This is a genomic window from Pseudomonas huaxiensis, assembly GCF_003231275.1.
GTDB lineage: Bacteria > Pseudomonadota > Gammaproteobacteria > Pseudomonadales > Pseudomonadaceae > Aquipseudomonas > Aquipseudomonas huaxiensis.
In genome coordinates this window covers 1-20228 of record NZ_QKVL01000034.1, presented here as the reverse complement: position 1 = coordinate 20228, position 20228 = coordinate 1, and the positions used below count along the sequence as shown (strand labels likewise).

Genomic DNA, 20228 nt, shown 5'->3' with positions numbered 1-20228 from the left:
GCGGTAAAGCTGTTGAAATCCCGCGCCAGGCCGGACAGTTCGTCGCGGCCATCGGTGGCCAGTTGGCGGGTCAGGTCGCCGTTGCCCCTGGCGATTTCGGCCATGGCCTGCACGGTGTTTTTCAACGGCCGGGCGATACCCCGGGAGATCAGCGCGGTCACCAGCACCAGCAGCACCGACAAGGCCAGGCCGAGGGTGCAGATACGCAGCACTTCGTAGTGGAAGCGGCCCTGGATGTCGTCGATGTACACGCCGCTGCCGAGAATCCAGCCCCAGGGCTTGAACAGCTCGACATAGGAGATCTTGTCCGCCGCGCCGGCGCCGCCGGGTTTCGGCCAACTGTATTCGACGATGCCCTTGCCGGCGCCCTGGGCGATCTTCAGCATTTCGCCGTTGATCGCCAGGCCGTTGGCGTCTTTCAGGCCACTGACGTCCTGGCCTTCGAGGGCCGGGCTCAGCGGGTGCAGGAGCATCCGCTGGCCGAGGCTCTGGATGAAGAAGTACTCGGTGCTGTCATAGCGCAACCCGCGGATCATTTCCCGGGCCTGCTGTTGTGCGTCTTCCTCGCTCAGCAGCCCTTGCTGTTGCAGGCTGTGGAAGCGCTGGAGGATGCCGGTGGTGTTCTCCACGGCGGTCTGGATCTGGTAAATCTTGGCCCCGTACAAACCAGAGCGGATCTGCAGCAGGACCAGGGTCATGAGCACGGCGATGGTCAGCATGGCCACCAGCAGGATCAGCCACAGGCGTCTTTCGATTGCGATGTTTCTCAGGCTCAGCATGGTGTGCCTCGCGGTACGGCTGCCCAACGGAAAAAAACGGGCGCAAGCCAGGGAGCGGAGTGCTTGCGCCCTGGCAGCATCAGACGCCGCCAACCTTGTAGACGCTGATCAGCACCTCGTGCTCGCTGATGCCGTCGATAGTGCCGACGAACACGTAGTCGTTGAGCCAGGCATTGGCCCCCGGCTGGGTCTTGAAGCGCGGCGTGGTGCGGCAGTAGAAATCGCTTTCCTGCATGTCGCGCAGTTCAAGACCCTTGGCTTTCTTGGCCAGCCCGGACTCGTTGAGGCGCCAGATACCGGGGTTGTCGATGATGATGAGCTGGCCGTCATCGGTTTTCAGGCGGTACAGCGCGTTGATCAGGGTGACGCCGTCGTCGCGGGTCACCGACATGTCGGCGCCGCCCGCGACGACGTTGCCTTTGAAGCCCTTGCCGGTGAAGCTGCCGCCGATGATCGGGTAGTTGATGCGCGTGCCGTCGGGGCCTTTGCCCATGTCTTCGCGCGGGCCGAGCTGGACGCTGATCTGCATGACCAGTTCGTTGTCCAGGCGCTTGGGGATTTTTTCCTTGAGTTCCAGCGCCTGCGCGGGAGCCAGGCAGACGGCGGCGAGAACCAGGCACAGCAGGCGCAGCGTGTTGAGTGTTTTCATGGGTTCAACTCGTGGCAATAAGGGCTGGGCCACCCGCGTCCGGCGCGGGTGGCGCGGGCGTCAGAACGGCGGCCAGGACGACAGCGGGTCGTGACGGCAAGGCTGTTTGAGCAAAGAGTTGCACTCGGGCAGGTCTGGCGGCACGTTCACCCCGGTCAGTTCGCCGAGCACCAGTCGCGAAGGGTGCGCCGCGTCATGGAACACCGTGTTGCGGCTGGACAGCGCGTAGTAGGCGAAGCCGTAACCACCGGTGCGCGACGGTGCGTCAATCCAGATGCGCAGGCGCGAGCCTTCACGGAACGGGTGGGAGAACGGCGGGATTTCCACCCGGCCCAGCGCCGGCACGTTCGGCAGCATCGGCTGGATGCCGTCCGGCTCGTTGAGCTGTTGTGGCCGCAGTTCGCTGGACTTGCTGTCGTCCAGCTTGCGGTTGGACATGCGCAGCCAGCCGCGCTGGACGAACACTTCCTTGTCGTCCGGGCGCACTTCGGTGATGGTCACCTGCACATCGGTGTCCGGGGCCAGGAAGGTCGACAGCCAGATGTCCGCGCTGCCGCTGCCGTAGCTGAGGAAGTCGCGTTCGAACGGCGCGCTGGTGTAGGCCAGGCTGCCGTCACGCCACAGCGGGTGCTGCCAGCCCCAGGCATGGTCCTTGAGGTAGGTGTTCACGTCCGGGCCTGGGATCGGATAGATATAAGCGTCCGGTTTGCCGCTGCCCTTGCCGCCCTGGACCAGTTCGCCGCCCTCGTTGAGGGCGAAGCTCACCGGCTTCACCGGCAGCGGGTACTGGTTGCGCTCGATGGTCCAGCCGGGGCGTGCGCTTTCGTTGGCCTGATGGCGACCGCTGCGGTCGTCGGCCACGGTTTCCTGCCAGATTTCCAGGTGCGGGGTGCTTTCGAACTGGTTCTGCTCGCCTTTGACGAAGTGGTCGAGGAAGGCGTACAGCTTTTTGCGGAAGCGTTCGGACTCGTAGAGGTTGTGGCCGCCGCTGGTCTGCACCATCCACAGCTGTTTCGGATCGAGGCGTTCCTGGTAGAAACCTTCGCGAGCCAGTACGGCCTCGTCCTGCCAGGCCTGCATCGACAGCACCGGCACTTGCACCAGGTTCGCGCGGTCACGCGGGGCGCGTTGCTTCATCCATTCATCGTGCTGCGGGTGACGGAGCATCTGGTACATCAATGAGGTGTCGACCACCTTGGCCTGGTTTTCCGTCACCTGGGCGATGCAGCGCTCGTCGCCTTCGCTTTTTGCGCTGGCCTTCACCGCTTCCCAGCGCTGGTCGACGAACCAGTGCCAGGTGGTGGTGAACTCCTGGTTCGGCACGCCGCCGAGGAACCAACTGTCGGTGTAGGCATCGCCGAGGATCATGCCCGGCGCGATGGCCTTGAGGCCCTGCGGGCGTTCGGAGGCGGTCATCAACTGCGACATGCCGGCCCACGACCAGCCGAACATGCCGACATTGCCGTTGGACCAGTTCTGCTGCGCGGCGAACTCGACCGCGCTGCGGCCATCGGTGCCGTATTCCGGGCCGAGAAAATCGAAAGTGCCCTGGGAGCAGCCGGTGCCGCGGGCTTGCACGCCCATCACGGCGTAGCCGCGCTCCACCAGGTCCTTGTCCATGGCCACGGAGAAGGTTTCGTTGTCTTGCAGGTAGGCCGAGCCACCGATGCTGCCGGAGTCGTAGCCGCTGTAGCGGACCAGCACCGGGAACTTGCCTTCGCCTTTAGGCAGCAAGACCGAATAGCGCAGTTGGGTGCCGTCGGCGGCGGTGATATAGCCGGTGACGCGCTTGCCCCAGAAGGCTTCGAAGCTACGGTCGGACGGCGGCAGGCCTTCGCCGCCGGGCGGGGCACCGGCGCAGCCGGCAATCAGCAGGGCCAGGCTCAGGGCGCTGAGGCTCAGCGCGCGGGTGAGGGAGGGCATGGACATAACTATCCTCGGATCAGTCGTTACAAAGGGGAGCGGGGCGCTGGCGTGCGGCCCGCATCATTCAGGCCGTGCTCAGAAGCGCTTGCTGGCCGAGAACACCACGGTGGCGGAGCAGTCGCCGCCCTTGCCGAAGTTGTTGGTGCACTCGGCCTCGGAGAGGTCGGTGTCGATGTAGGCGGCCTTCCATTCCAGGCCGTAGGCGCGCTTGCTGACCGCCAGTTGCCAGTCGTTGTAGTCGCTGCGGTACTTGCCGCTGGCCGAGCGCCAGGCCTGGTCGTCCGGGGTCGAGGTGTGGCCGAAGCGGACGTTGAGCTTGGTCTGCCACGGCAGGTAGAAGTCGTATTCGGCCCAACTGATCAGGCGATGCTCATCGCGCACAGTGATGGCAGCGTTGGCGGGCAGCACGCCCCAGCCGATCAACTGGTCGACCTGGGCCGCGGCTGCGGCGCGGGCCGGTGGGTTACGCAGGTCGTTGGCGTATTTGAAGCCCACCGTGGCGTTGCGGTAGCCGAGGGTGCCGATCCATTCGCCGAAGTTGATCCAGCTATCGCCGGGGTATTCGTAGCGGACATAGGACAGCGAGAAGCGGGTGTTTTCGGTGATCGGCCGGGCGATACCGACGTAGTAATCCCACTCGCGGTTGCTCTGCGTACCCATGTCGACGTTGGCGGTGAAGACGCCGGCGTAGAGACCGCTGATCTTGTGCACCAGGGTGGCGGACGTGAGCAGGACGGGGCCGTCGTCCTGGTTCAGGGAAAAGCCGCCGACCCGGTAGTCGCTGGCCAGCCCTCCGGTCATCAATTTGTTCATGCGTTCTGCTCCATTGTTGTGATTGATCTGGCAGATAAAGGCGTCGCGTTTTGGGTCTTGTTATTGGCTGGCCTGACGGCCCCCGCGCTTTTTCCGGGCATGACGAGAGCGCTGGCTCGATCGAAGACGAGCCACTCAGGCACCGGGCAAGGGTTGTTATTGGCGGGTGAAGCGGGTCGCGGGATCAGTGTCGGCGGGTGCGGTGCTCCTTTTTCGGGTGGGTGGATGGCGCGTCAGACATCGGACCGAATCCGGTTCCACAGCCGTGTCAGCAGGCGCAGCACTTGCCGCTGCGGTGGTTCGGCCTGGAACAGCAGGTGACGGTCCTCCTCCGGGACGAACAGGTTGCGTTCGCTGAGCAGTTGAGGGTCGATCAGCGCTTTGCTCGCCGGTGTCGGATTGGGGTAGCCAATCTGGTTGGTGACCCGGGCGATCACGTCCGGCTGCAGCAGCCAGTCGATGAAGGCGTGGGCCTGGGCGAGGTTTTTCGCGCCCTTGGGGATCACCATATCGTCCGACCACATCAGCGTGCCCTGGCGCGGCAAGGCCATGCGGATGTCGTTGCCGTTGTTGGCGCCGAGGGCCATGTTGCGCGCCGCGAGTATCCCGCCGGACCAGCCGAGGGCCACGCAGATATCGCCGTTGGCCAAGTCCTGGGGGTATTTCGACGAGTTGAAGTAGCGCACGTAGGGACGGATCGACTTGAGCAGCGCCTCGACCCGGTCGTAATCGGCCTGGCGCGTGCTGTTCGGGTCCAGGCCGAGGTAGTGCAGGGCGATCGGCACCACCTCGTTGGGGCTGTCGAGAATGGCTACGCCGCACTGGCTCAAGCGGGCGATGTTCTCCGGCTTGAACAGCAGGTCGTAGTCGCGCATGTCGACGTCTTTGCCGAGGACCGCCTCGACCTTGGCCTTGTTGTAGCCGATCAGCGTGCTGCCCAGCAGGTACGGCACCGAATAGCGGTTGCCGGGGTCCAGGTGCTCGCGCTGTTGCAGGGTGGCGGGGTCAAGCTGGTGCCAGTTCGGCAACTGCTTGCGGTCCAGCGGCAGTACGGCGCCGGCGGCAATCAGGTTGGGCACCTGGCTGCTGCCGGGGAACGCGAGGTCATATCCCGCAGTTCCGGTCAGCAGACGGGCTTCCAGTGTTTGCGGACTGTCGAAGACGTCGTAGGTGACCTTGATGCCGGTGTGTTTCTGGAAATCCTGCAGCACGTCCTTGGGCAGGTACTCGATCCAGTTATAGATGCGCAGTTCGCCGCCCAGCTGTTGGGTCGCGGTGTCGGCCTGGTCCTGGGCCTGGACGAACAGGCTGGTGCCGCCCAGCAGCAGGGCCGTGGTCATGGTTTTCAGCAAATGCTTCATGGGGCTCTCCTGTCGGTCGGTTCAGAGCGCGCGGGCAAGCGCACGTAGCAGGCGAACGGTGTCGATATCGAGGATGCTTTCGGCAACCGGTAGGGATGACTGCTTGACGATCACCACGCGGCGTTCGAAATCCAGGTACAGGTACTGGCCATGGATGCCCACCGCCAGCAGCGCTTCACCGGGATAGACGTACCACTGGCTCTTGTAGCTGGCCCCCGGACTCCACTGGGCGAAGCTGTCGTTGGCGGCGTAAATGGCCGGATCACCGCCGGCCAGCACCGCGCTGATGGCGTCGGCGCTGATCAGTTGCCGGCCCTGGCAATGCCCGCGATCGAGCAGCAGGCTGCCATAGCGGGCCATGTCGCGCAGGGTCGCGTTGAAACCGCAGCCGGTGATATTGCGGCCCCACGGATCGGCGAGGAAAAACCCGTCCCGCTCGCAGCCCAGGCTTTGCCAGATATCGCCCAGCAGCTCGGCGCAACTGCGGCCGGTGGCGCGTTCCATCACCCAGCCGAGGGCTTCGGTGGTCGCGGTCACGTAATGGAAGAAACCGCCGTGCTCGGCGCGCTTGCGCATCCCCGGCAGGTATTCGTAGAGCGACTGGCAGGCGCGGATACCGGGCGGTGGCGGGGTGAGCCCGCAGGCGTAGCCGAAGTGCGAGCTGCCGGAGTCGGGATCGTCGTAGACCTCGTCGTAATCGATGGACACCCCCATGTCCATCAACTGGCGCACGCTGGCGTCACCGAAGGCGCTGCCGGTGAACTCCGCGACGTAGCTGGCGGCGAGGCGTTGATCGTCCAGTTGGCCGTTCTGCACCAGTTCCTCGGCTTTCATGCCGATCAACGATTTGGTTACCGAGAACATGATGTGGCGCTTGCTCTCGCCGTGGCCGTTGCCGTAAAGCTCCTGGACGACCTGGCCGTCTTTCATGACCAGCCAGCCGTCGGTGTGGGTCGCCGCGAGGTGATCGGCGAGGCTGACGTCATCGCCCGAGGCACTGACAAAGCTGAAATCGGCGATCGAATAACCGGCGCTGGGCAGCGGCTCGGCGGCTGTCTGGCCACGCGGCACGCTGATGCTCGGGCGGATCCGACCCAGGTTGTGAAACGCCCAGCGGTTGTGCGGCGGGGTCATGAAGTTGTGCCATGTCACCCGTTGTTCGGCGGGCGGCGGGAACCCCTCCATCAACGGCGTTACGGAAGGAGCGCTGGTGCGGTAGGCACTGCGCATTGCCTCGACGAAATCGGTGTTCATGGACAGCTCCGTGGGGTGGCGGTGGGAAATTTTTATCTCCATATAATTTTATAGTCAAATAAAATATTTGATCGAAGTTGAAAATTTATTAGAATCGGCACCTTGCCCAGGCCACCCGGAGAAGAGCGTGAGCGGATTACGACAGAGACAAAAGGAACTGCGGCGGGAGGCTATCGTTGCGGCGGCGCTGGAGCTGTTCGAGACCCACGGCTTCACCGCGACCACCGTGGAGCAGATCGCGGTCCAGGCGGGGGTGTCGACGCCGACGGTGTTCAATTATTTCGGCAGCAAGCAGGACATTCTGCTGGCCCTGATGGAGCACGCCGACCAGCGCGCGCTCAGCGATGCCCGGGTGCAGATGCCGGCGTTCGACAATGCGGTCGACGCCATGTGCCATCTCGAATCGCAGATCATCCGCCGCGAGTTGCAGGCCTTGCCCGCCGCCATCTGGCGCGAGCTGCTGCCGCTGGGCCTGCTGACCCCGCGCCCGGACGCCGCGACCCACCTCAACAAACGCCTGATCGACGAAGTGGCCGGGTTGCTGCGCGAGTTACAGGAGCGGGGATTGTTGAAGGCGTCGTTCGATGTCGATTTCGTCGCCGAATTCCTCAACGACTACAGCTCGACGCTGTTCATGCGCCTGGTGCAGGACGACGTGCCGGACCTGGAGGCCCATGACCGGCGGATCCGCAAGCTGACCCAGACGTTGGTGGAGGGGTTGGCGCCGTAGGCGGATCGGGGCGCTTGGCTTAAGCCGTGGCGCGGATAGTCGGTGTAACTTACCCCGTGAGATCGCCGGGCAGATCGATATCCCGCACAACGCCGGGGTCGTCCACCTCGATCCGCACACAGGCCTGAGGGTTGTCGCCGATCACCTGGCGGCCACCCTGATCGCCGTTTGCCCGCAACAAGGCGGGCCAGAAGCGGCGCCCGAACAGCACTGGATGGCCCCGCTGGCCGTGGTGAAGCGGCATCAGGATGCGCTCGCTGTCAGCTTGGGCGCACAACTGCCGCAGCGTCTGCGTCTCGATCCAGGGCATGTCTCCAAGCAATACCGCCACGGCCACGGCGGGATTATCCGCCAGCGCGCCAATGCCTGCGGCCAGGCTGGCGCCCATGCCTTCGTCGGCGTATTCGGCGCGGATGAGCGCGACCCGGCTATCGAGGCCCAACTGCCGAGGGTCATCGTCGTGCCGCAGCACCACGTGGACCTGATCGAAGCAGGTCAGCACCCGCTCCACCGTCGCGGCCAGCACGGTCTGGCCAGAGGGTAGCCGCGCCAGCCGCTTGTCGCTGCCAAAACGCTTGCCTCGACCGGCGGCCAGTACCAACGCCACGCAGGTGCTCATACCGCTGGCACCTGCAATTCGCGGCTGTGCTTGGCCCGGGAAACGCTGATTTCGCCAGGCAGGGCAACGCCGTTCTTGGCGGCAAGGATTTCGGCCATGACGCTGACGGCGATCTCGGCGGGGGTCTTGCTGCCGATATAGATGCCGATGGGACCATGCAGGCGTTTGAGTGAGGCTTCGGTTTCGCCGAAATGCTCGATCAGCCGCTCGCGGCGCAACTGGCTGTTACGGCGCGAGCCGATGGCGCCGACGTAGAACGCCGGGCTGTGCAGGGCCTCGAGCAGGGCCAGATCATCGAGCCTGGGGTCGTGACTGAGGGCGACAATGCAGGTGCGGACATCGACCCGGTAGGCGCGGACCACGTCATCCGGCATGCCGACGATCTTCTCGACCCCGGCGACGTTCCAGCCGCCCATGTACTCGGGCCGTGGGTCGCACACCGAGACCTTGAAACCGTTGAACAGGGCCATGGTCGCCAGGTACTCGGCGAGCGCCCCGGCGCCGATCAACAGCACGCGGTAGCCGGGGCCGAGGGTGTTGAACATGTGCCGGCCATCGAAACTGAACTGCTCCGGGAGCGGGGTCGGGGTCAGGGTGACCTGACCGTTGCTCAAGTCGAGGTCGCGGCGAACCAGGCTGCCGTTGTCGAGCAATTCGAGCAACTGCTCCAGGCGGGCCGGTGCCGGGTCGAATTCGAGGATCAGTTCGAGGGTGCCGCCGCAGGGCAGGCCGAACCGGTGGGCCTCGTCGGCGCTGACGCCGTAGCGCACCACTTCGGGCAAGCCGCCGCGCATGCCGGCGCCGCCATAGGCGGTGGTGTAGCGATGGATCAGGTCATCCTCGATGCAGCCGCCGGAGACGCTGCCCACCACCCGGCCATCGCCGCGCAGCGCCATCATCGAACCCACCGGCCTGGGCGATGAACCCCAGGTGCGGGCGACAGTGGCCAGCAACACCGGCTCTCCCGCCTTGACCCAGTCGCGGACGCTACGCAGGACCAGCAAATCGATGCTTTCCATGACTGCCATAACCTCCTCAGCGCATCTGCAGAATGATCGGGCTGCTGCTAGCCGGATCGGTGTGACCGCGCAGCTTGCCGACCGCCTGGGGCTCGACCTTGCCACCCTGGTTGCCCCAGGTGGTGCGGATGAAACTCAGCACATCGGCGATTTCCTGGTCCGTCAGTTGCGCGCGGAACGCCGGCATGCGGTAGGCATCCGGCAACCCGGCGGCGACCACCCGTTGCGAGCCATTGAGGGTGATGTTGATCGCCGAGGCGTCTTCGCGGGCGAGCGCCGAAGTCGCCCCGGCCAGCGGCGGCATCCACTCGGCCAGGCCCTTGCCGTCGAGGCCGTGGCAGGAAGCGCAGCGGGTCACGTAGGTATGCGCGCCGGCATTGTCCAGGTGCTGTGCGGCGGACACCGCCTGGTATTGCCAGGGTGCGCCGTCGCGTTGTGCATCGCCGGGCAGCGATTTCAGGTAGTGGGCGATTGCTGCCAGATCATCGTCGCTCATGAACTGCGTGGAGTTATTGAAGGCCTCGGTCATCGAGCCGTAGACCACCGCATGCTGGTTACGCCCGGTCTTGAGGAACCGGACGATCTCGGCCTCGCTCCAGCGCCCCAGCCCGGTGTTGTGATCGTCGCGCAGGCTGGGCGCGTACCAGCCGTCGAGCAGGGCACCCGCGAGGTAGGGCTTGCCGGCTTCATCCAGGGCTTTTTCGTTGAACGCCAGGCCGCGGGGAGTATGACAACTGCCGCAATGACCGGGGCCCTGGACGATGTAGGCGCCGCGGTTCCACCGTGCGTCCTGTCCGGGTTTGTCCGCGTAGGGCGTGGTCGCGGCAAAAACACCGTTCCATAGAGCGATGGGCCAACGCATGTTCAGCGGCCAGGGAATGCTCCCCGCAAGGTTGGCTTGCCTGACCGGCCGCACGCCTTGCATGAAGAATGCATAGAGCGCGCGGACATCGTCGTCACTGAGCTTGGCGTAGGACGGGTAGGGCATGGCCGGGTACAAACGCCGGCCACCAGGCGCGACGCCATGGCGCACGGCGCGGTCGAAGTCGGCGAGGCTGTAGCCGCCGATACCGGTGTCCCGTTCGGGGGTGATATTGGTGGCGTGGATCACGCCCAGCGGTGTTGCCATCGGCAACCCGCCAGTGAATGGCGCGGCGTCCGGCAGGCTGTGGCAGGCGACGCAATCGCTCAGGCGCGCCACATATTCGCCACGGCTGACCAGCGCCGGGTCGGCACTGGCGTCAGCGCGTGGCGCGGTTTCGAACGGCGAGGCGGGCTCGCGGTTGACGTACCAGGCCAGCAGGCCCGCCGCGACAAGGCACGGCAGCACCAGCCAGCCGGCGGTTCTTGCGAATCGGCTGCGAGTCATGGGCGTTCCCCGTCAGGTGAAGGTGTAGCGGCTCAGGGGCATGCTGCGAATGCGCTGCCCGGTCAGCCGCGCTACCGCGTTGGCCACTGCCGGCGCGACCGCCGGCAACGGTGGTTCGCCGATACCGCCCATCTTCGCCCCGCTCTCGATGATGCGCACATGCACCCTGGCCATGCGCGACGGCGGCAGGATCGGGTACAGGTCGTAGTTGCGCGCCCGTGGCTTGCCGTCGATGAACACCGCTTCCTCCAGCAACGCCTGGGACAGGCCCAGGGCCACGGCACCATTGACTTGCGCCTCGATGATGGCCGGATTGACGATGCTGCCCGGATCGATTGCCTGCCAGATGTCGTGCACCTTGACCTGGCCATTCTCGATCGACACTTCGGCGATTACCGCAGCTTCAGAGCCGAAGGGCGAAGCCATGGCCACGCCGCGGGCACGCCGGGTGCCGTCTTCAGCGGTGAACGGGCCGCGCTTCCAGCCGTCGGACAACTCGCCCACTGCATTCAGCAGGTTGGTCAACCGCGGGTTGTCGCGCAGCAGGTGCTGGCGTAGCTCGAAGGGGTCCTTGCCGCCCTTGTCGGCCAGTTCATCGAGGAAGGCCTCGTAGAAGAAGTCATTGAGGGAGTTGCCCACCGAGCGCCAGTAGCCGAGCATCACCGGGCCCTGAACATAGCGTTGGGCGATACGTTTGTTGGGGATGGCGTAGGACTTGCCTGACAAACCTTCCAGGGCGGTGGGGTCGAGCTTGTCGCCCTGCTTGCCGGCGAGAGCTTCGCTGGGCCCTTCGGTGGCGCTGATCGCTTCGATGGCCACGGGCAGCCCGTCGCCATCCAGCGCGGCACGGAACCTGACCGCAGCGATCGGGCGCAGCACATCACGCAGGAATTCTTCCTCGCGGCTCCAGATCAGCTTCACCGGGCGGCCGACCGCCTTGGCCAGCTCGATGGCCTGCGGGTACGGATTGGCGGATTCGTAGAGAAAGTGCCGGCCGAAAAAGCCGCCCAGCAGCGGCGAGTGCAGGGTGATCCGGGCGGGATCGAGGCCAGTGCGTTTGGCGATGTCGGCGCGGAACATGTCCGGCGCCTGGTTGGGCAGCCAGACTTCCAGCGAGCCATCGGGGTTGAAGCGCGCCAGGGCCGATGGCGGTTCCAGTTGGGCGTGGTTGAGGTATTGGTTGTGATAAGTGGCCTCGACCGTGGTCTTGGCGGCGGCGAGGATGCCGGCGACATCGCCCTCGTGCTCATCATCCCGGGCCGGCCCTTGTTCGGCGGCGAGGCGTTCGCGGAAGGCATCGCTGGAAAAGTCCGCGGGCATCGCCCGGACCTTGCCGGCGCTGGCCGCTTCTCGCCAGTCGACCTGAATGGCCTCGACCGCACGCTTGGCGTGCCACCAGCGCTCGGCCACCACGGCGACCGCGCCGGGCAGGCGATGGACCGAATGCACGCCTTTCATCGCCTTGACCTGCGCTTCATTGCGCAATTCCCCCACCGTCATGCCCAGGCGCGGCGCGTGTTGCACCGCAGCATGCAGCATGCCGTCGAGCCTGATGTCGATGGTGTACTGCGCCTTGCCGGTGGACTTGTCGTAGGCATCGACGCGGCGTACCGGCTTGCCGATCCAGCGGAACTGGCTGGGGTCGCGCAGTTGCACGCTGGCCGGATCGGGCACGGGCAGGTCCATGGCACGTTCGGCCAGCTCGCCGTAGGCCAGCGAGCGGCCCGAGGCCACATGCAGCACCTTGCCGGGCTCGGTGGACAGTTCGCTCACCGGCACGCCGAGACGCTCGGCCGCGGCCTGCAGCAACATGGCCCGGGCCAGGGCGCCGAGACGGCGCATGGTCGGGTAGCTCATGCGCACCGACATGCTGCCGCCGGTAATGCGCATGCCGTTTTCCATCACCACATAGGCATCGCCCGGTGGCGCGCTGTCGACCAGGAAGGTGGCGGGATCGGCGTCCAGTTCTTCGCCGACGATCTGCGCCATGGCGGTGTAGGTGCCTTGTCCGCCTTCCATGAACGGGCAAAGCAGGCGCACGGTGCTGTCCGGACGGATTTCAAGGAAGGCCGGCACCTGGGTGCCGCGCTCCTGGGCCGCAACGGCGGCAGCCTGGACCCTGGCCGAACCCAGCGGCAGGCCGAAACCGATGACCAGAGCGCCGACCGCAGTGCCGGCTGATGCCAGCAGGAAGCCCCGGCGCGACAGGTTGACCGGTTCGCCTTTGAGCAGGGCAGTCAATGTTTCAGGAGCGTCGATAGGTGTGTTCATCAGACATTCTCCTGCTGCGTCGCCAGGTCATGCACGGCGGCATGGATGGCGTTGTAGGTGCCGCAGCGACACAGGTTGACCATGGCCGCGTCGATCTGCGCATCGCTCGGTTTCGCCGTGTGCTTGAGCAACGCGGTCGCCGCCATCACTTGTCCGGACTGGCAGTAACCGCACTGGGCCACCTGGTGTTCGACCCAGGCCGCCACCACACGCTTGCCAACTTCGTCGGCCTCGATGGCTTCGATGGTGGTCACCTCGCGCCCGCTCACCGCCGCCACCGGGGTGACGCAGGAACGCACCACGTTGCCGTCCACCAATACCGAACAGGCGCCGCACTGTGCCAGGCCGCAGCCATACTTGGTCCCGGTCAGCCCCAGGTCGTCGCGGATCACCCACAGCAGGGGCGTATCGGCGTCAGCCTCGACCTCATAGGTCTTCTGGTTGATTCGTAGCTCCATGGTTCACCTGCTAATCAGTCGGTTGATGTCTTGGTTTTCTTATAGGCAGGTGCCACGCACAGACGCGTGACCCAAACCAGAAACGCTAGCACAAGGCTGCAAAAGCCATTCGCCGCATCCAGTTCATGGAACCGAACGGTATTCCATGGCTGGCGCAAGCCCGCTTGAGGGAGGAGGTTTGGGGGATTTTGAAGGGAGGGACTATGTTGCGAGATTGTCGACGCGATAGGGGCCGGCAGCCCGCCGTCTCGGACGGCTAAGCCCCAGCCCCGAACTCAACGCTAACTAGCGGCTGTATTCGCCGTCCACAAGCCGCGGAATGCCCAGCGGATTGGCATCCTGCAACGCTGGAGGCAGCAGCTCATCGGGGTAGTTCTGGAAGCACACCGGCCGCAGGAAACGATCGATGGCCAGCGTACCAACCGACGTGCCACGAGCATCCGAGGTGGCCGGATACGGCCCACCGTGAACCATCGCATCGCAGACTTCGACACCGGTCGGATAGCCGTTGAGCAAGACCCGGCCGACTTTTTCCAGCAACAGCTCACTGAGCCAGCCATAGGTGCGCAGCTCGTCCGGTTCGCCGATCAGGGTGGCGGTCAGTTGCCCGCGCAGGGCCTGGATCGCAGCGCTCAGTTGGGTCTGATCTTCGACTGCGATCACCAGCGTGGCCGGGCCAAACACTTCTTCCTGCAACAGCTCGTCGCCGTTCAGCAGCAGGCTGATATCGGCCTGGAACAGTTGCGGCTGCGCCTGCGTGCCGGTTTGCGCGGCGCCGGCCAAATGGCGGATGCCCGGGTGAGCGTGCAGGTGCTCCAGCCCCTTGCGGTAGCTGGCCAGGGTGCCTGCATTGAGCATGGTCTGCGCAGGCTGGTCAGCCATGCTGGACTTGAACTGCTCGACAAAGGCGCTGAACGCCGGCGAGCGCAGACCGAGAATCAAGCCGGGATTGGTGCAGAACTGGCCGCAACCGAGGGTCACCGAGCCGCTGAGTTCGCGGGCGATGGTTTCGCCACGGACCTGCAGTGCGTCCGGCAGGAGGATCACCGGGTTGATGCTGGACATCTCGGCAAACACCGGGATCGGCTGCGCCCGTTCGGCGGCCATGCGGCACAAGGCGTTACCGCCCTTGAGCGAACCGGTGAAACCCACGGCCTGGATCGCCGGATGCTTGACCAGCCATTCGCCCACGCCGCCGCCATAGATCATGTTGAACACGCCCGCCGGCATGCCGGTGCGTTCAGCGGCGCGCAGGATCGCGTCGGCGACCCATTCCGCCGTCGCCATATGGCCGCTGTGGGCCTTGAACACCACGGGGCATCCGGCCGCCAATGCGGAGGCGGTGTCGCCACCGGCGGTGGAGAAGGCTAGCGGGAAGTTGCTGGCACCGAACACCGCCACCGGGCCGACGCCGATGCGGTACTGGCGCAGGTCCGGGCGCGGCAGCGGCTGGCGCTGCGGTTGCGCGCGGTCGATGCGCGCGCCATAGAAGTCACCACGGCGCAGTACCTTGGCGAACAGGCGCATCTGGCCGCTGGTGCGACCGCGTTCGCCCTGGATCCGCCCGGCAGGCAGCGCCGTCTCGCGGCACACGGTGGCAACGAAGTCGTCACCCAGGGCGTCGAGTTCGTCAGCGATGGCGTCGAGGAAGTCCGCACGCGTGGCGGCGCTCAGGTTGCGGTAGATCGGGAAGGCGGCGCTGGCCGCTTTGGCAGCGGCATCCACTTGCGCCTCGGTGGCCTGGCTGAACCGGTGCGGCAGCGCCTCGCCGGTGCTCGCGTCGAGGCTTTGCAGCCAGGTGTCGCCTTGGGCCGAGCGCTGGCCGCCGATGTAGTTGTGACCGAGGATCGAGGTCATTGGGGTCTCCGTAATTCAGATAAAAACAACAAAATCAGGTGATGGCGCCGATCTGCCACGGCACGAATTCGTTCTGCCCGTAGCCGTGCTGTTCGCTCTTGCTGCGCTCGCCCGAGGCGATGCTCAGCATCAGGCGGTAGATGTGCTCGCCGCGCTCTTCGATGGTCATGCTGCCGTCGGCGATGCCGCCGCAGTTGACGTCCATGTCTTCTTCCTGGGTTTCCCAGAGGCGGGTGTTGGTCGCCAGCTTGATCGACGGCGAGGGCGCGCAGCCGTAGGCCGAGCCGCGGCCGGTGGTGAAGGCGATCAGGTTGGCGCCGCCGGCGACCTGGCCGGTGGCGGAAATCGGGTCGTAGCCGGGGGTGTCCATGAACACCAGACCGTGGGCGCGCACTGGCTCGGCGTACTCGTAGACATCGACCAGATCGCTGGAGCCGGCCTTGGCCACGGCGCCGAGGGATTTCTCCAGGATGGTGGTCAGGCCACCGGCCTTGTTGCCGGCGGACGGGTTGTTGTTCAACTCGGCGCCCATTCGCTCGCAGTAGGCTTCCCACCACTTGATGCGGGCGATGAGTTTTTCGCCGACCTGCTGGCTCACTGCGCGGCGGGTCAGCAGGTGCTCGGCGCCATAGATTTCCGGGGTCTCCGAGAGGATCGCGGTGCCGCCGGCGGCGACCAGACGGTCCACCGCATTGCCCAGCGCCGGGTTGGCGGTGATGCCCGAGTAGCCGTCCGAACCGCCACATTGCAGGCCGACGGTAAGGTGACGAACGCTGACCGGCTCGCGCTCGACCCGGTTGGCCTCGGCCAGCAGCGATTTGACCTGGGCGATGCCGCTGGCGATGGTCTTCGAGGTACCGCCGGTGCCCTGGATGGTGAAGGTGCGCAGGGCGTCGCTGCTTTCCAGGCCCTGGGCAGCGAGCAGGTCGGGGATCTGGTTGGTTTCGCAGCCCAGGCCGATCATCAGCACCGAGGCGAAGTTGGCGTGCACCGCGTAACCGCCGAGGGTGCGTTGCAGCATGGCCAGGGCTTCACCGCCCGGATCCACCGCGCAACCGACGCCGTGGGTCAGGGCGACCACGCCGTCGACATTCGGGTAGGCGGCCAGGGCTTCGGGGTGGATGTCACGGCGGAAGTGATCGGCGATGGCGCGGGCCACCGTGGCCGAGCAGTTCACCGAGGTGAGGATGCCGATGTAGTTGCGGGTAGCGACCCGGCCATCGGCGCGGACGATGCCCATGAAGGTATCGCCGCTGGGCGCCTGCACGCCCTTGGCATCGACGCCAAAGGCGTAGTCACGGGCGAAGTCGCCCATCGCCAGGTTATGCACGTGAACGTGCTCACCGGCAGCGATGGCCTGGCTGGCAAAGCCGATGATCTGCCCGTAGCGGCGCAGCGGCTGACCGGCGGCGATGGCGCGGGCGGCGACTTTGTGCCCGGCCGGGATCGGCGCCAATACGCGGATGCCTTCTTCCAGCTCCAGGCCTTCAGGCAGCGGTTGGCGGGCGATCAGCACGTCGTCCAGCGGGTTGAGTCGGATCACGGCGTTGGCAGCGCTTTCACTGCCTGTTCTTGTAATGAGTTGCATGGCGGTTACCTCAGAAATACAGCGGGGGCTCAGGCCAGCCCGCGCTCGCGATAGTCGATCAGGCCGGAGAACAGCATCAGGCCGAAAGCCATGACCACGAAGAAGATCAGGGCCAGGAAGTAGGAACCGGTGAACTGCACGATCAGGCCGATCAGGATCGGCACCAGTACGCCGACCATGTTGCCGCAGAAGTTCATGCTGCCACCCAGCACGCCGGCCTTCGACTTGCCGCCGAGGATTGCCGGCAGGCACCAGTACATGCCGCACCAGCGGATGAAGAACAGGGCGACGCAGAGCAGGGCGATAACCCGTGCGGCATCCGGGGTGTAGGCCACCAGCAGGATGCACAGTGCAGCCACGGCGGCGGAGCCGGCGAACATACTGCGCATCACGGTGTTTGGCTGGCCGCCGTTGGTTTTCCATTTATCGGCCACCCAGCCGCCGATCAGTTCGCCGACGAAGCCGCACATGAAGATCAGGAAGGTGGCGCCGCCCATCGCCTTGATATCGAGGTTGTGGGCCTGGTGCAGGTAGCTTGGCATCCAGGTCAGCAGGCCGTAGAACACGCTGTTGTAGCAGGCGTAGCCGGCGAACATGCACAGCACCGAGCGGCTTTTCAGCAGCTCTTTGAGCACGGCCTTGCGGTTGCCGTTGTTCTTGCTCGCGGCGTCGTTGGCCTGGGTGATGTAGTCCAGCTCGGCCTTGTTGACCTGCGGGTGTTCGCTCGGGTGGTTGCGGATGTACCACCAGGCCCAGATCCCGACCACCACGGTGCCGACGCCGGCGATGAAGAAGGCGATGCGCCAGGAGTCGAACCAGGTGATCAGGCCAGCGATGATGATCGCGCCAAAGGCGGTGCCCAGCGGTGCGCCGCCGTCCACCAGGGTGGCGCCGCGGCCGCGTTCGTTGGGGGTCAGCCAGGCGCCGTTGAGCTTGGCGCCTGCGGGCATGATCGGCGACTCGGCAACGCCCAGGCCGACGCGGGTGACCAGCAGGGTGATCCAGTTGTGAGCGAAACCGCCCAGCGCCTGGAACGCACCCCAGCCGACGGTGGCGACACCGACGATATTGCGCACCTGGAAGCGGTCCAGGAGCATGCCGCTGGGGATCTGCATCAGCGCGTAAGACCAGAAGAAGGCGCTGAGAATCAGGCCTTCCAGGGCCGGGGTCAGTTCGAACTCGGCAGAAATCAGCGGCAGCGCGACCGACAGCGAGGCACGGTCGATGTAGTTGATCGCCGCCAGCAACAGCAGGATCAGGAAAATGCGCCAGCGCACGGCGGTCGGGCGAGCGCTGTCAGTGGCGGCGAGGGCGGGCGAGGGGGCCGCCGGATAGGGGCTGTTCTTCATGCTCATCTCACTCTTATGGTTGTTATGAAATGCCGGGGCGGCGCCTCCCTGCGCCTGGTTCACCTGTGCCGGGTCAGAGCGGCTTCACGGCCCCCGGTTGCAGCGGTTCGGCGGCGTGGGCAACGCCGTTGCGCAGCGGCGCGCCGAATTCGGCCAGGCTGATCTCGAACACATCGCCTTCGACGGTCTTGATGTGGTCGGCGAACGACAGTGTCGCGGTGCCGAAGAAATGGATATGCACGTCGCCAGGGCGGAGGAACTGGCGGTACTTGAAGTGGTGATACTCCAGGTTCTCCAGCGAGTGGCACATGTTGTCTTCGCCGCTGAGGAAGGGTTTTTCCCAGAGCACGGTGTCACCACGGCGGATCCGGCTGGTGCCTTCCAGGTGACGGGGCAGCTCGCCGACCCGCAGTTCCGGGCCATAGGAGCAGTTGCGCAGCTTCGAATGGGCCAGGTACAGGTAGCTGCGCCGTTCCATGATGTGGTCGGAAAACTCGTTGCCGATGGCGAAACCCAGGCGGTAAGGCTGGCCATCATCTCCGATCACGTAGAGGCCGGCCAGTTCCGGTTCCTCGCCGGCGTCTTCGGCGAAGGCAGGGCTCTGGAATGCCTGTCCCGGACGGACCACGGTGGAACCGTCGCCCTTGTAGAACCATTCCGGCTGCGCGCCCACGGTGCCAGCGGCGGGACGGCCGCCGTCGATGCCCCACTGGAACATCCGCGCGGTGTCGGTCAGGGCGGCGGCGTCATCGATTTTCTGTTGGTGCATCTTGTCGCGGGTCGAGGCGCTGCCCAGGTGGGTCAGGCCGGTGCCGCTGATCAGGCAGTGCGCCGGGTCTTCGTGGTCCAGCGGTGGCAGTACGCGGCACTCGGCGAGGGCCAGGGAATAACTTTCAGTACCGCTGTCCAGCCCGCGCGCCACAACCTCGGCGCTCAGGCTGCGCTGGTTGCGGATGGCGGCGAGGGCCAGTTCGCGCATGTGAGTGGTGTTGCGCACAACCTGGATCAGGTCGCCTTCGACCACGCCAACGTGGCGTTTGGCTTGTGCAGTCTCGAATTGGATCAGGCGCATGGAGGCTCCTGTTTGTTCTTGTGGAGGATCGTTTGACGGCCACTTTAATTTTCCCGGGCGATGCTGCCTAATGAGAGCTGTTTACCCCGTGATAACTTTTAGTGATCCCCTATGCTGCCTTCCTTGAGTTCCATGGCTTCACGCCTGCGCCTGCGCCAGTTGCGCCTGCTTATCAGCCTTGACGAGTTGGGCTCGATCCACAAGGCCGCCGAGGCCATGTCCATCACCCAGCCCGGCGCGACCAAAGCCCTCAACGAAATCGAATCGACCCTCGGTGCGGTGCTGTTCGAGCGCACCAGCAAGGGTCTGGAAGCCAATGACCTCGGGCGTTGTGTGGTGCGTTACGCACGCCTGATCAATACCGACCTGGCGCATTTGCGCGAAGAAATGCTCGGTATTCTTCAGGGCCATGGCGGGCGGTTGTCGGTCGGCACCATCATGGGCGCCGTGCCGATGATGGTGGAGAGCCTGGCGCAGTTGCGCGAGAGCCAGCCGGACCTGTCGGTGACCGTGGTCGAGGACACCAGCGACCGCCTGCTCAGCCTGCTCGACCAGGGCCGGCTGGACGTAGTGATTTGCCGGACCAGCGTCAGCCGGCGGCCGGATGCGTATGACAGCCGGGTCAAGCATCAGGAACAACTGGTGCTGGTGGCGAACCCGGCGCACCCGCTGGCTGGCAGCGAAACCTTGAACCTGACGCAACTGACGGATTCACGCTGGGTGGTGTTCCCGGTGAACATGCCCCTGCGCCTGACCCTGGAGCGTGAATTTCGACAGGCGGGGTTGAGCTTTCCGCAGTACCCGATCGAAACCTCGTCCACTTTCACCACCTTGTCGCTGTTGCGCCAGGACACGGGGTTGCTCGCGGTGATGCCGTGGGATGTGGCCAAGGTGGCGGTGGAGCACGGCATGCTGGTGAAGTTGCCGCTGCAGATGCTGTCGCGCAGCGAGCCGTATGAAGTGGTGACGCGGCGGGGCGTGGAGTTGAGCGGACCGGCGCAAGTGTTGGTCGGTATCTTGATGGAGTGATTACCTCATCGCGAGGGTGGCGACAGGTTCATCGCTGGCAAGCCCCCACAGTGTCCTTGTAATGCCTCGGACCTGAGGCAGCCAT

The 20228-nt window shown here is 65.3% G+C and carries 16 protein-coding genes and 1 pseudogene; 2 read left to right on the top strand and 15 right to left on the bottom strand.

The window, feature by feature from the left end; genetic code table 11:
* Positions 1-2 precede the first annotated feature (2 nt).
* The 6 genes and pseudogenes from DM374_RS34510 to DM374_RS25425 form a co-directional block, all read right to left on the bottom strand.
* A pseudogene (locus tag DM374_RS34510) lies at positions 3-698 on the bottom strand (cache domain-containing protein); the annotation flags it as partial.
* Positions 699-858: 160 nt separating this feature from the next.
* Positions 859-1428 (bottom strand): DUF3237 domain-containing protein, encoded by a 570-nt coding sequence (locus DM374_RS25445; RefSeq protein WP_110972357.1) that lies wholly within the window; start codon positions 1426-1428, stop codon positions 859-861.
* Between the two features lie 60 nt (positions 1429-1488).
* Positions 1489-3351, bottom strand: coding sequence for a CocE/NonD family hydrolase (locus DM374_RS25440; protein ID WP_157969746.1), 1863 nt, complete (start codon positions 3349-3351; stop codon positions 1489-1491).
* Positions 3352-3429: 78 nt separating this feature from the next.
* Entirely contained in the window at positions 3430-4167 is a 738-nt protein-coding gene (locus DM374_RS25435; protein WP_110972355.1) for a TorF family putative porin, read from the bottom strand.
* A 233-nt stretch (positions 4168-4400) separates the two neighbouring features.
* On the bottom strand, positions 4401-5528 hold the full coding sequence (locus tag DM374_RS25430) for an extracellular solute-binding protein (RefSeq protein ID WP_110972354.1): 1128 nt from the start codon (positions 5526-5528) through the stop codon (positions 4401-4403).
* 21 nt (positions 5529-5549) lie between these two features.
* Positions 5550-6782 carry a serine hydrolase domain-containing protein gene (locus DM374_RS25425; RefSeq protein ID WP_110972353.1) on the bottom strand — a complete coding sequence of 411 codons (1233 nt, stop codon included), beginning with the start codon at positions 6780-6782 and terminating at the stop codon, positions 5550-5552.
* A 127-nt stretch (positions 6783-6909) separates the two neighbouring features.
* Here DM374_RS25425 and DM374_RS25420 point away from each other — a divergent pair, with 127 nt between their 5' ends.
* The gene (locus DM374_RS25420) at positions 6910-7512 is read left to right on the top strand and encodes a TetR/AcrR family transcriptional regulator (RefSeq protein WP_110972352.1); all 603 of its coding nucleotides are present in this window, start codon (positions 6910-6912) and stop codon (positions 7510-7512) included.
* A gap of 49 nt (positions 7513-7561) precedes the next feature.
* On the opposite strand, the gene DM374_RS25415 is transcribed toward DM374_RS25420, so the two are convergent.
* From DM374_RS25415 to araD1, 9 genes are all read right to left on the bottom strand, one after another.
* On the bottom strand, positions 7562-8131 hold the full coding sequence (locus tag DM374_RS25415) for a nucleotidyltransferase family protein (protein ID WP_110972351.1): 570 nt from the start codon (positions 8129-8131) through the stop codon (positions 7562-7564).
* Positions 8128-9150, bottom strand: a complete 1023-nt coding sequence (locus DM374_RS25410) for an XdhC family protein (protein ID WP_110972350.1) — start codon at positions 9148-9150, stop codon at positions 8128-8130. Before DM374_RS25410 ends, DM374_RS25415 begins: the two co-directional genes overlap by 4 nt.
* Positions 9151-9166: 16 nt before the next feature.
* Positions 9167-10519 (bottom strand): c-type cytochrome, encoded by a 1353-nt coding sequence (locus DM374_RS25405; RefSeq protein ID WP_110972349.1) that lies wholly within the window; start codon positions 10517-10519, stop codon positions 9167-9169.
* Between the two features lie 12 nt (positions 10520-10531).
* The gene (locus DM374_RS25400; RefSeq protein WP_110972348.1) at positions 10532-12790 is read right to left on the bottom strand and encodes a xanthine dehydrogenase family protein molybdopterin-binding subunit; all 2259 of its coding nucleotides are present in this window, start codon (positions 12788-12790) and stop codon (positions 10532-10534) included.
* The gene (locus DM374_RS25395; RefSeq protein WP_110972347.1) at positions 12790-13248 is read right to left on the bottom strand and encodes a (2Fe-2S)-binding protein; all 459 of its coding nucleotides are present in this window, start codon (positions 13246-13248) and stop codon (positions 12790-12792) included. The genes DM374_RS25400 and DM374_RS25395 overlap by 1 nt, the downstream gene beginning before the upstream one ends.
* A gap of 285 nt (positions 13249-13533) precedes the next feature.
* Complete coding sequence (locus tag DM374_RS25390) at positions 13534-15105, bottom strand: aldehyde dehydrogenase (NADP(+)) (protein ID WP_110972346.1); 1572 nt, start codon at positions 15103-15105, stop codon at positions 13534-13536.
* 34 nt (positions 15106-15139) lie between these two features.
* The gene (locus DM374_RS25385) at positions 15140-16693 is read right to left on the bottom strand and encodes a UxaA family hydrolase (protein WP_110972345.1); all 1554 of its coding nucleotides are present in this window, start codon (positions 16691-16693) and stop codon (positions 15140-15142) included.
* 29 nt (positions 16694-16722) lie between these two features.
* Entirely contained in the window at positions 16723-18042 is a 1320-nt protein-coding gene (locus DM374_RS25380) for an MFS transporter (protein ID WP_175650274.1), read from the bottom strand.
* 73 nt (positions 18043-18115) lie between these two features.
* The gene (gene araD1, locus DM374_RS25375; RefSeq protein WP_110972343.1) at positions 18116-19114 is read right to left on the bottom strand and encodes an AraD1 family protein; all 999 of its coding nucleotides are present in this window, start codon (positions 19112-19114) and stop codon (positions 18116-18118) included.
* A gap of 111 nt (positions 19115-19225) precedes the next feature.
* On the opposite strand from araD1, the gene DM374_RS25370 reads away from it, so the two are divergent.
* Positions 19226-20143, top strand: coding sequence for a LysR family transcriptional regulator (locus DM374_RS25370; protein ID WP_110972342.1), 918 nt, complete (start codon positions 19226-19228; stop codon positions 20141-20143).
* Positions 20144-20228 lie beyond the last annotated feature (85 nt).

What these genes read in the sequence shown, in the direction of transcription:
- DM374_RS25445 (WP_110972357.1), bottom strand. Translation starts at nt 1,428, where the DNA reads ATGAAAACACTCAACACGCTGCGCCTGCTGTGCCTGGTTCTCGCCGCC.
- DM374_RS25440 (WP_157969746.1), bottom strand. Translation starts at nt 3,351, where the DNA reads ATGCCCTCCCTCACCCGCGCGCTGAGCCTCAGCGCCCTGAGCCTGGCC.
- DM374_RS25435 (WP_110972355.1), bottom strand. Translation starts at nt 4,167, where the DNA reads ATGAACAAATTGATGACCGGAGGGCTGGCCAGCGACTACCGGGTCGGC.
- DM374_RS25430 (WP_110972354.1), bottom strand. Translation starts at nt 5,528, where the DNA reads ATGAAGCATTTGCTGAAAACCATGACCACGGCCCTGCTGCTGGGCGGC.
- DM374_RS25425 (WP_110972353.1), bottom strand. Translation starts at nt 6,782, where the DNA reads ATGAACACCGATTTCGTCGAGGCAATGCGCAGTGCCTACCGCACCAGC.
- DM374_RS25415 (WP_110972351.1), bottom strand. Translation starts at nt 8,131, where the DNA reads ATGAGCACCTGCGTGGCGTTGGTACTGGCCGCCGGTCGAGGCAAGCGT.
- DM374_RS25410 (WP_110972350.1), bottom strand. Translation starts at nt 9,150, where the DNA reads ATGGAAAGCATCGATTTGCTGGTCCTGCGTAGCGTCCGCGACTGGGTC.
- DM374_RS25405 (WP_110972349.1), bottom strand. Translation starts at nt 10,519, where the DNA reads ATGACTCGCAGCCGATTCGCAAGAACCGCCGGCTGGCTGGTGCTGCCG.
- DM374_RS25400 (WP_110972348.1), bottom strand. Translation starts at nt 12,790, where the DNA reads ATGAACACACCTATCGACGCTCCTGAAACATTGACTGCCCTGCTCAAA.
- DM374_RS25395 (WP_110972347.1), bottom strand. Translation starts at nt 13,248, where the DNA reads ATGGAGCTACGAATCAACCAGAAGACCTATGAGGTCGAGGCTGACGCC.
- DM374_RS25390 (WP_110972346.1), bottom strand. Translation starts at nt 15,105, where the DNA reads ATGACCTCGATCCTCGGTCACAACTACATCGGCGGCCAGCGCTCGGCC.
- DM374_RS25385 (WP_110972345.1), bottom strand. Translation starts at nt 16,693, where the DNA reads ATGCAACTCATTACAAGAACAGGCAGTGAAAGCGCTGCCAACGCCGTG.
- DM374_RS25380 (WP_175650274.1), bottom strand. Translation starts at nt 18,042, where the DNA reads ATGAAGAACAGCCCCTATCCGGCGGCCCCCTCGCCCGCCCTCGCCGCC.
- araD1 (WP_110972343.1), bottom strand. Translation starts at nt 19,114, where the DNA reads ATGCGCCTGATCCAATTCGAGACTGCACAAGCCAAACGCCACGTTGGC.
- DM374_RS25370 (WP_110972342.1), top strand. Translation starts at nt 19,226, where the DNA reads ATGCTGCCTTCCTTGAGTTCCATGGCTTCACGCCTGCGCCTGCGCCAG.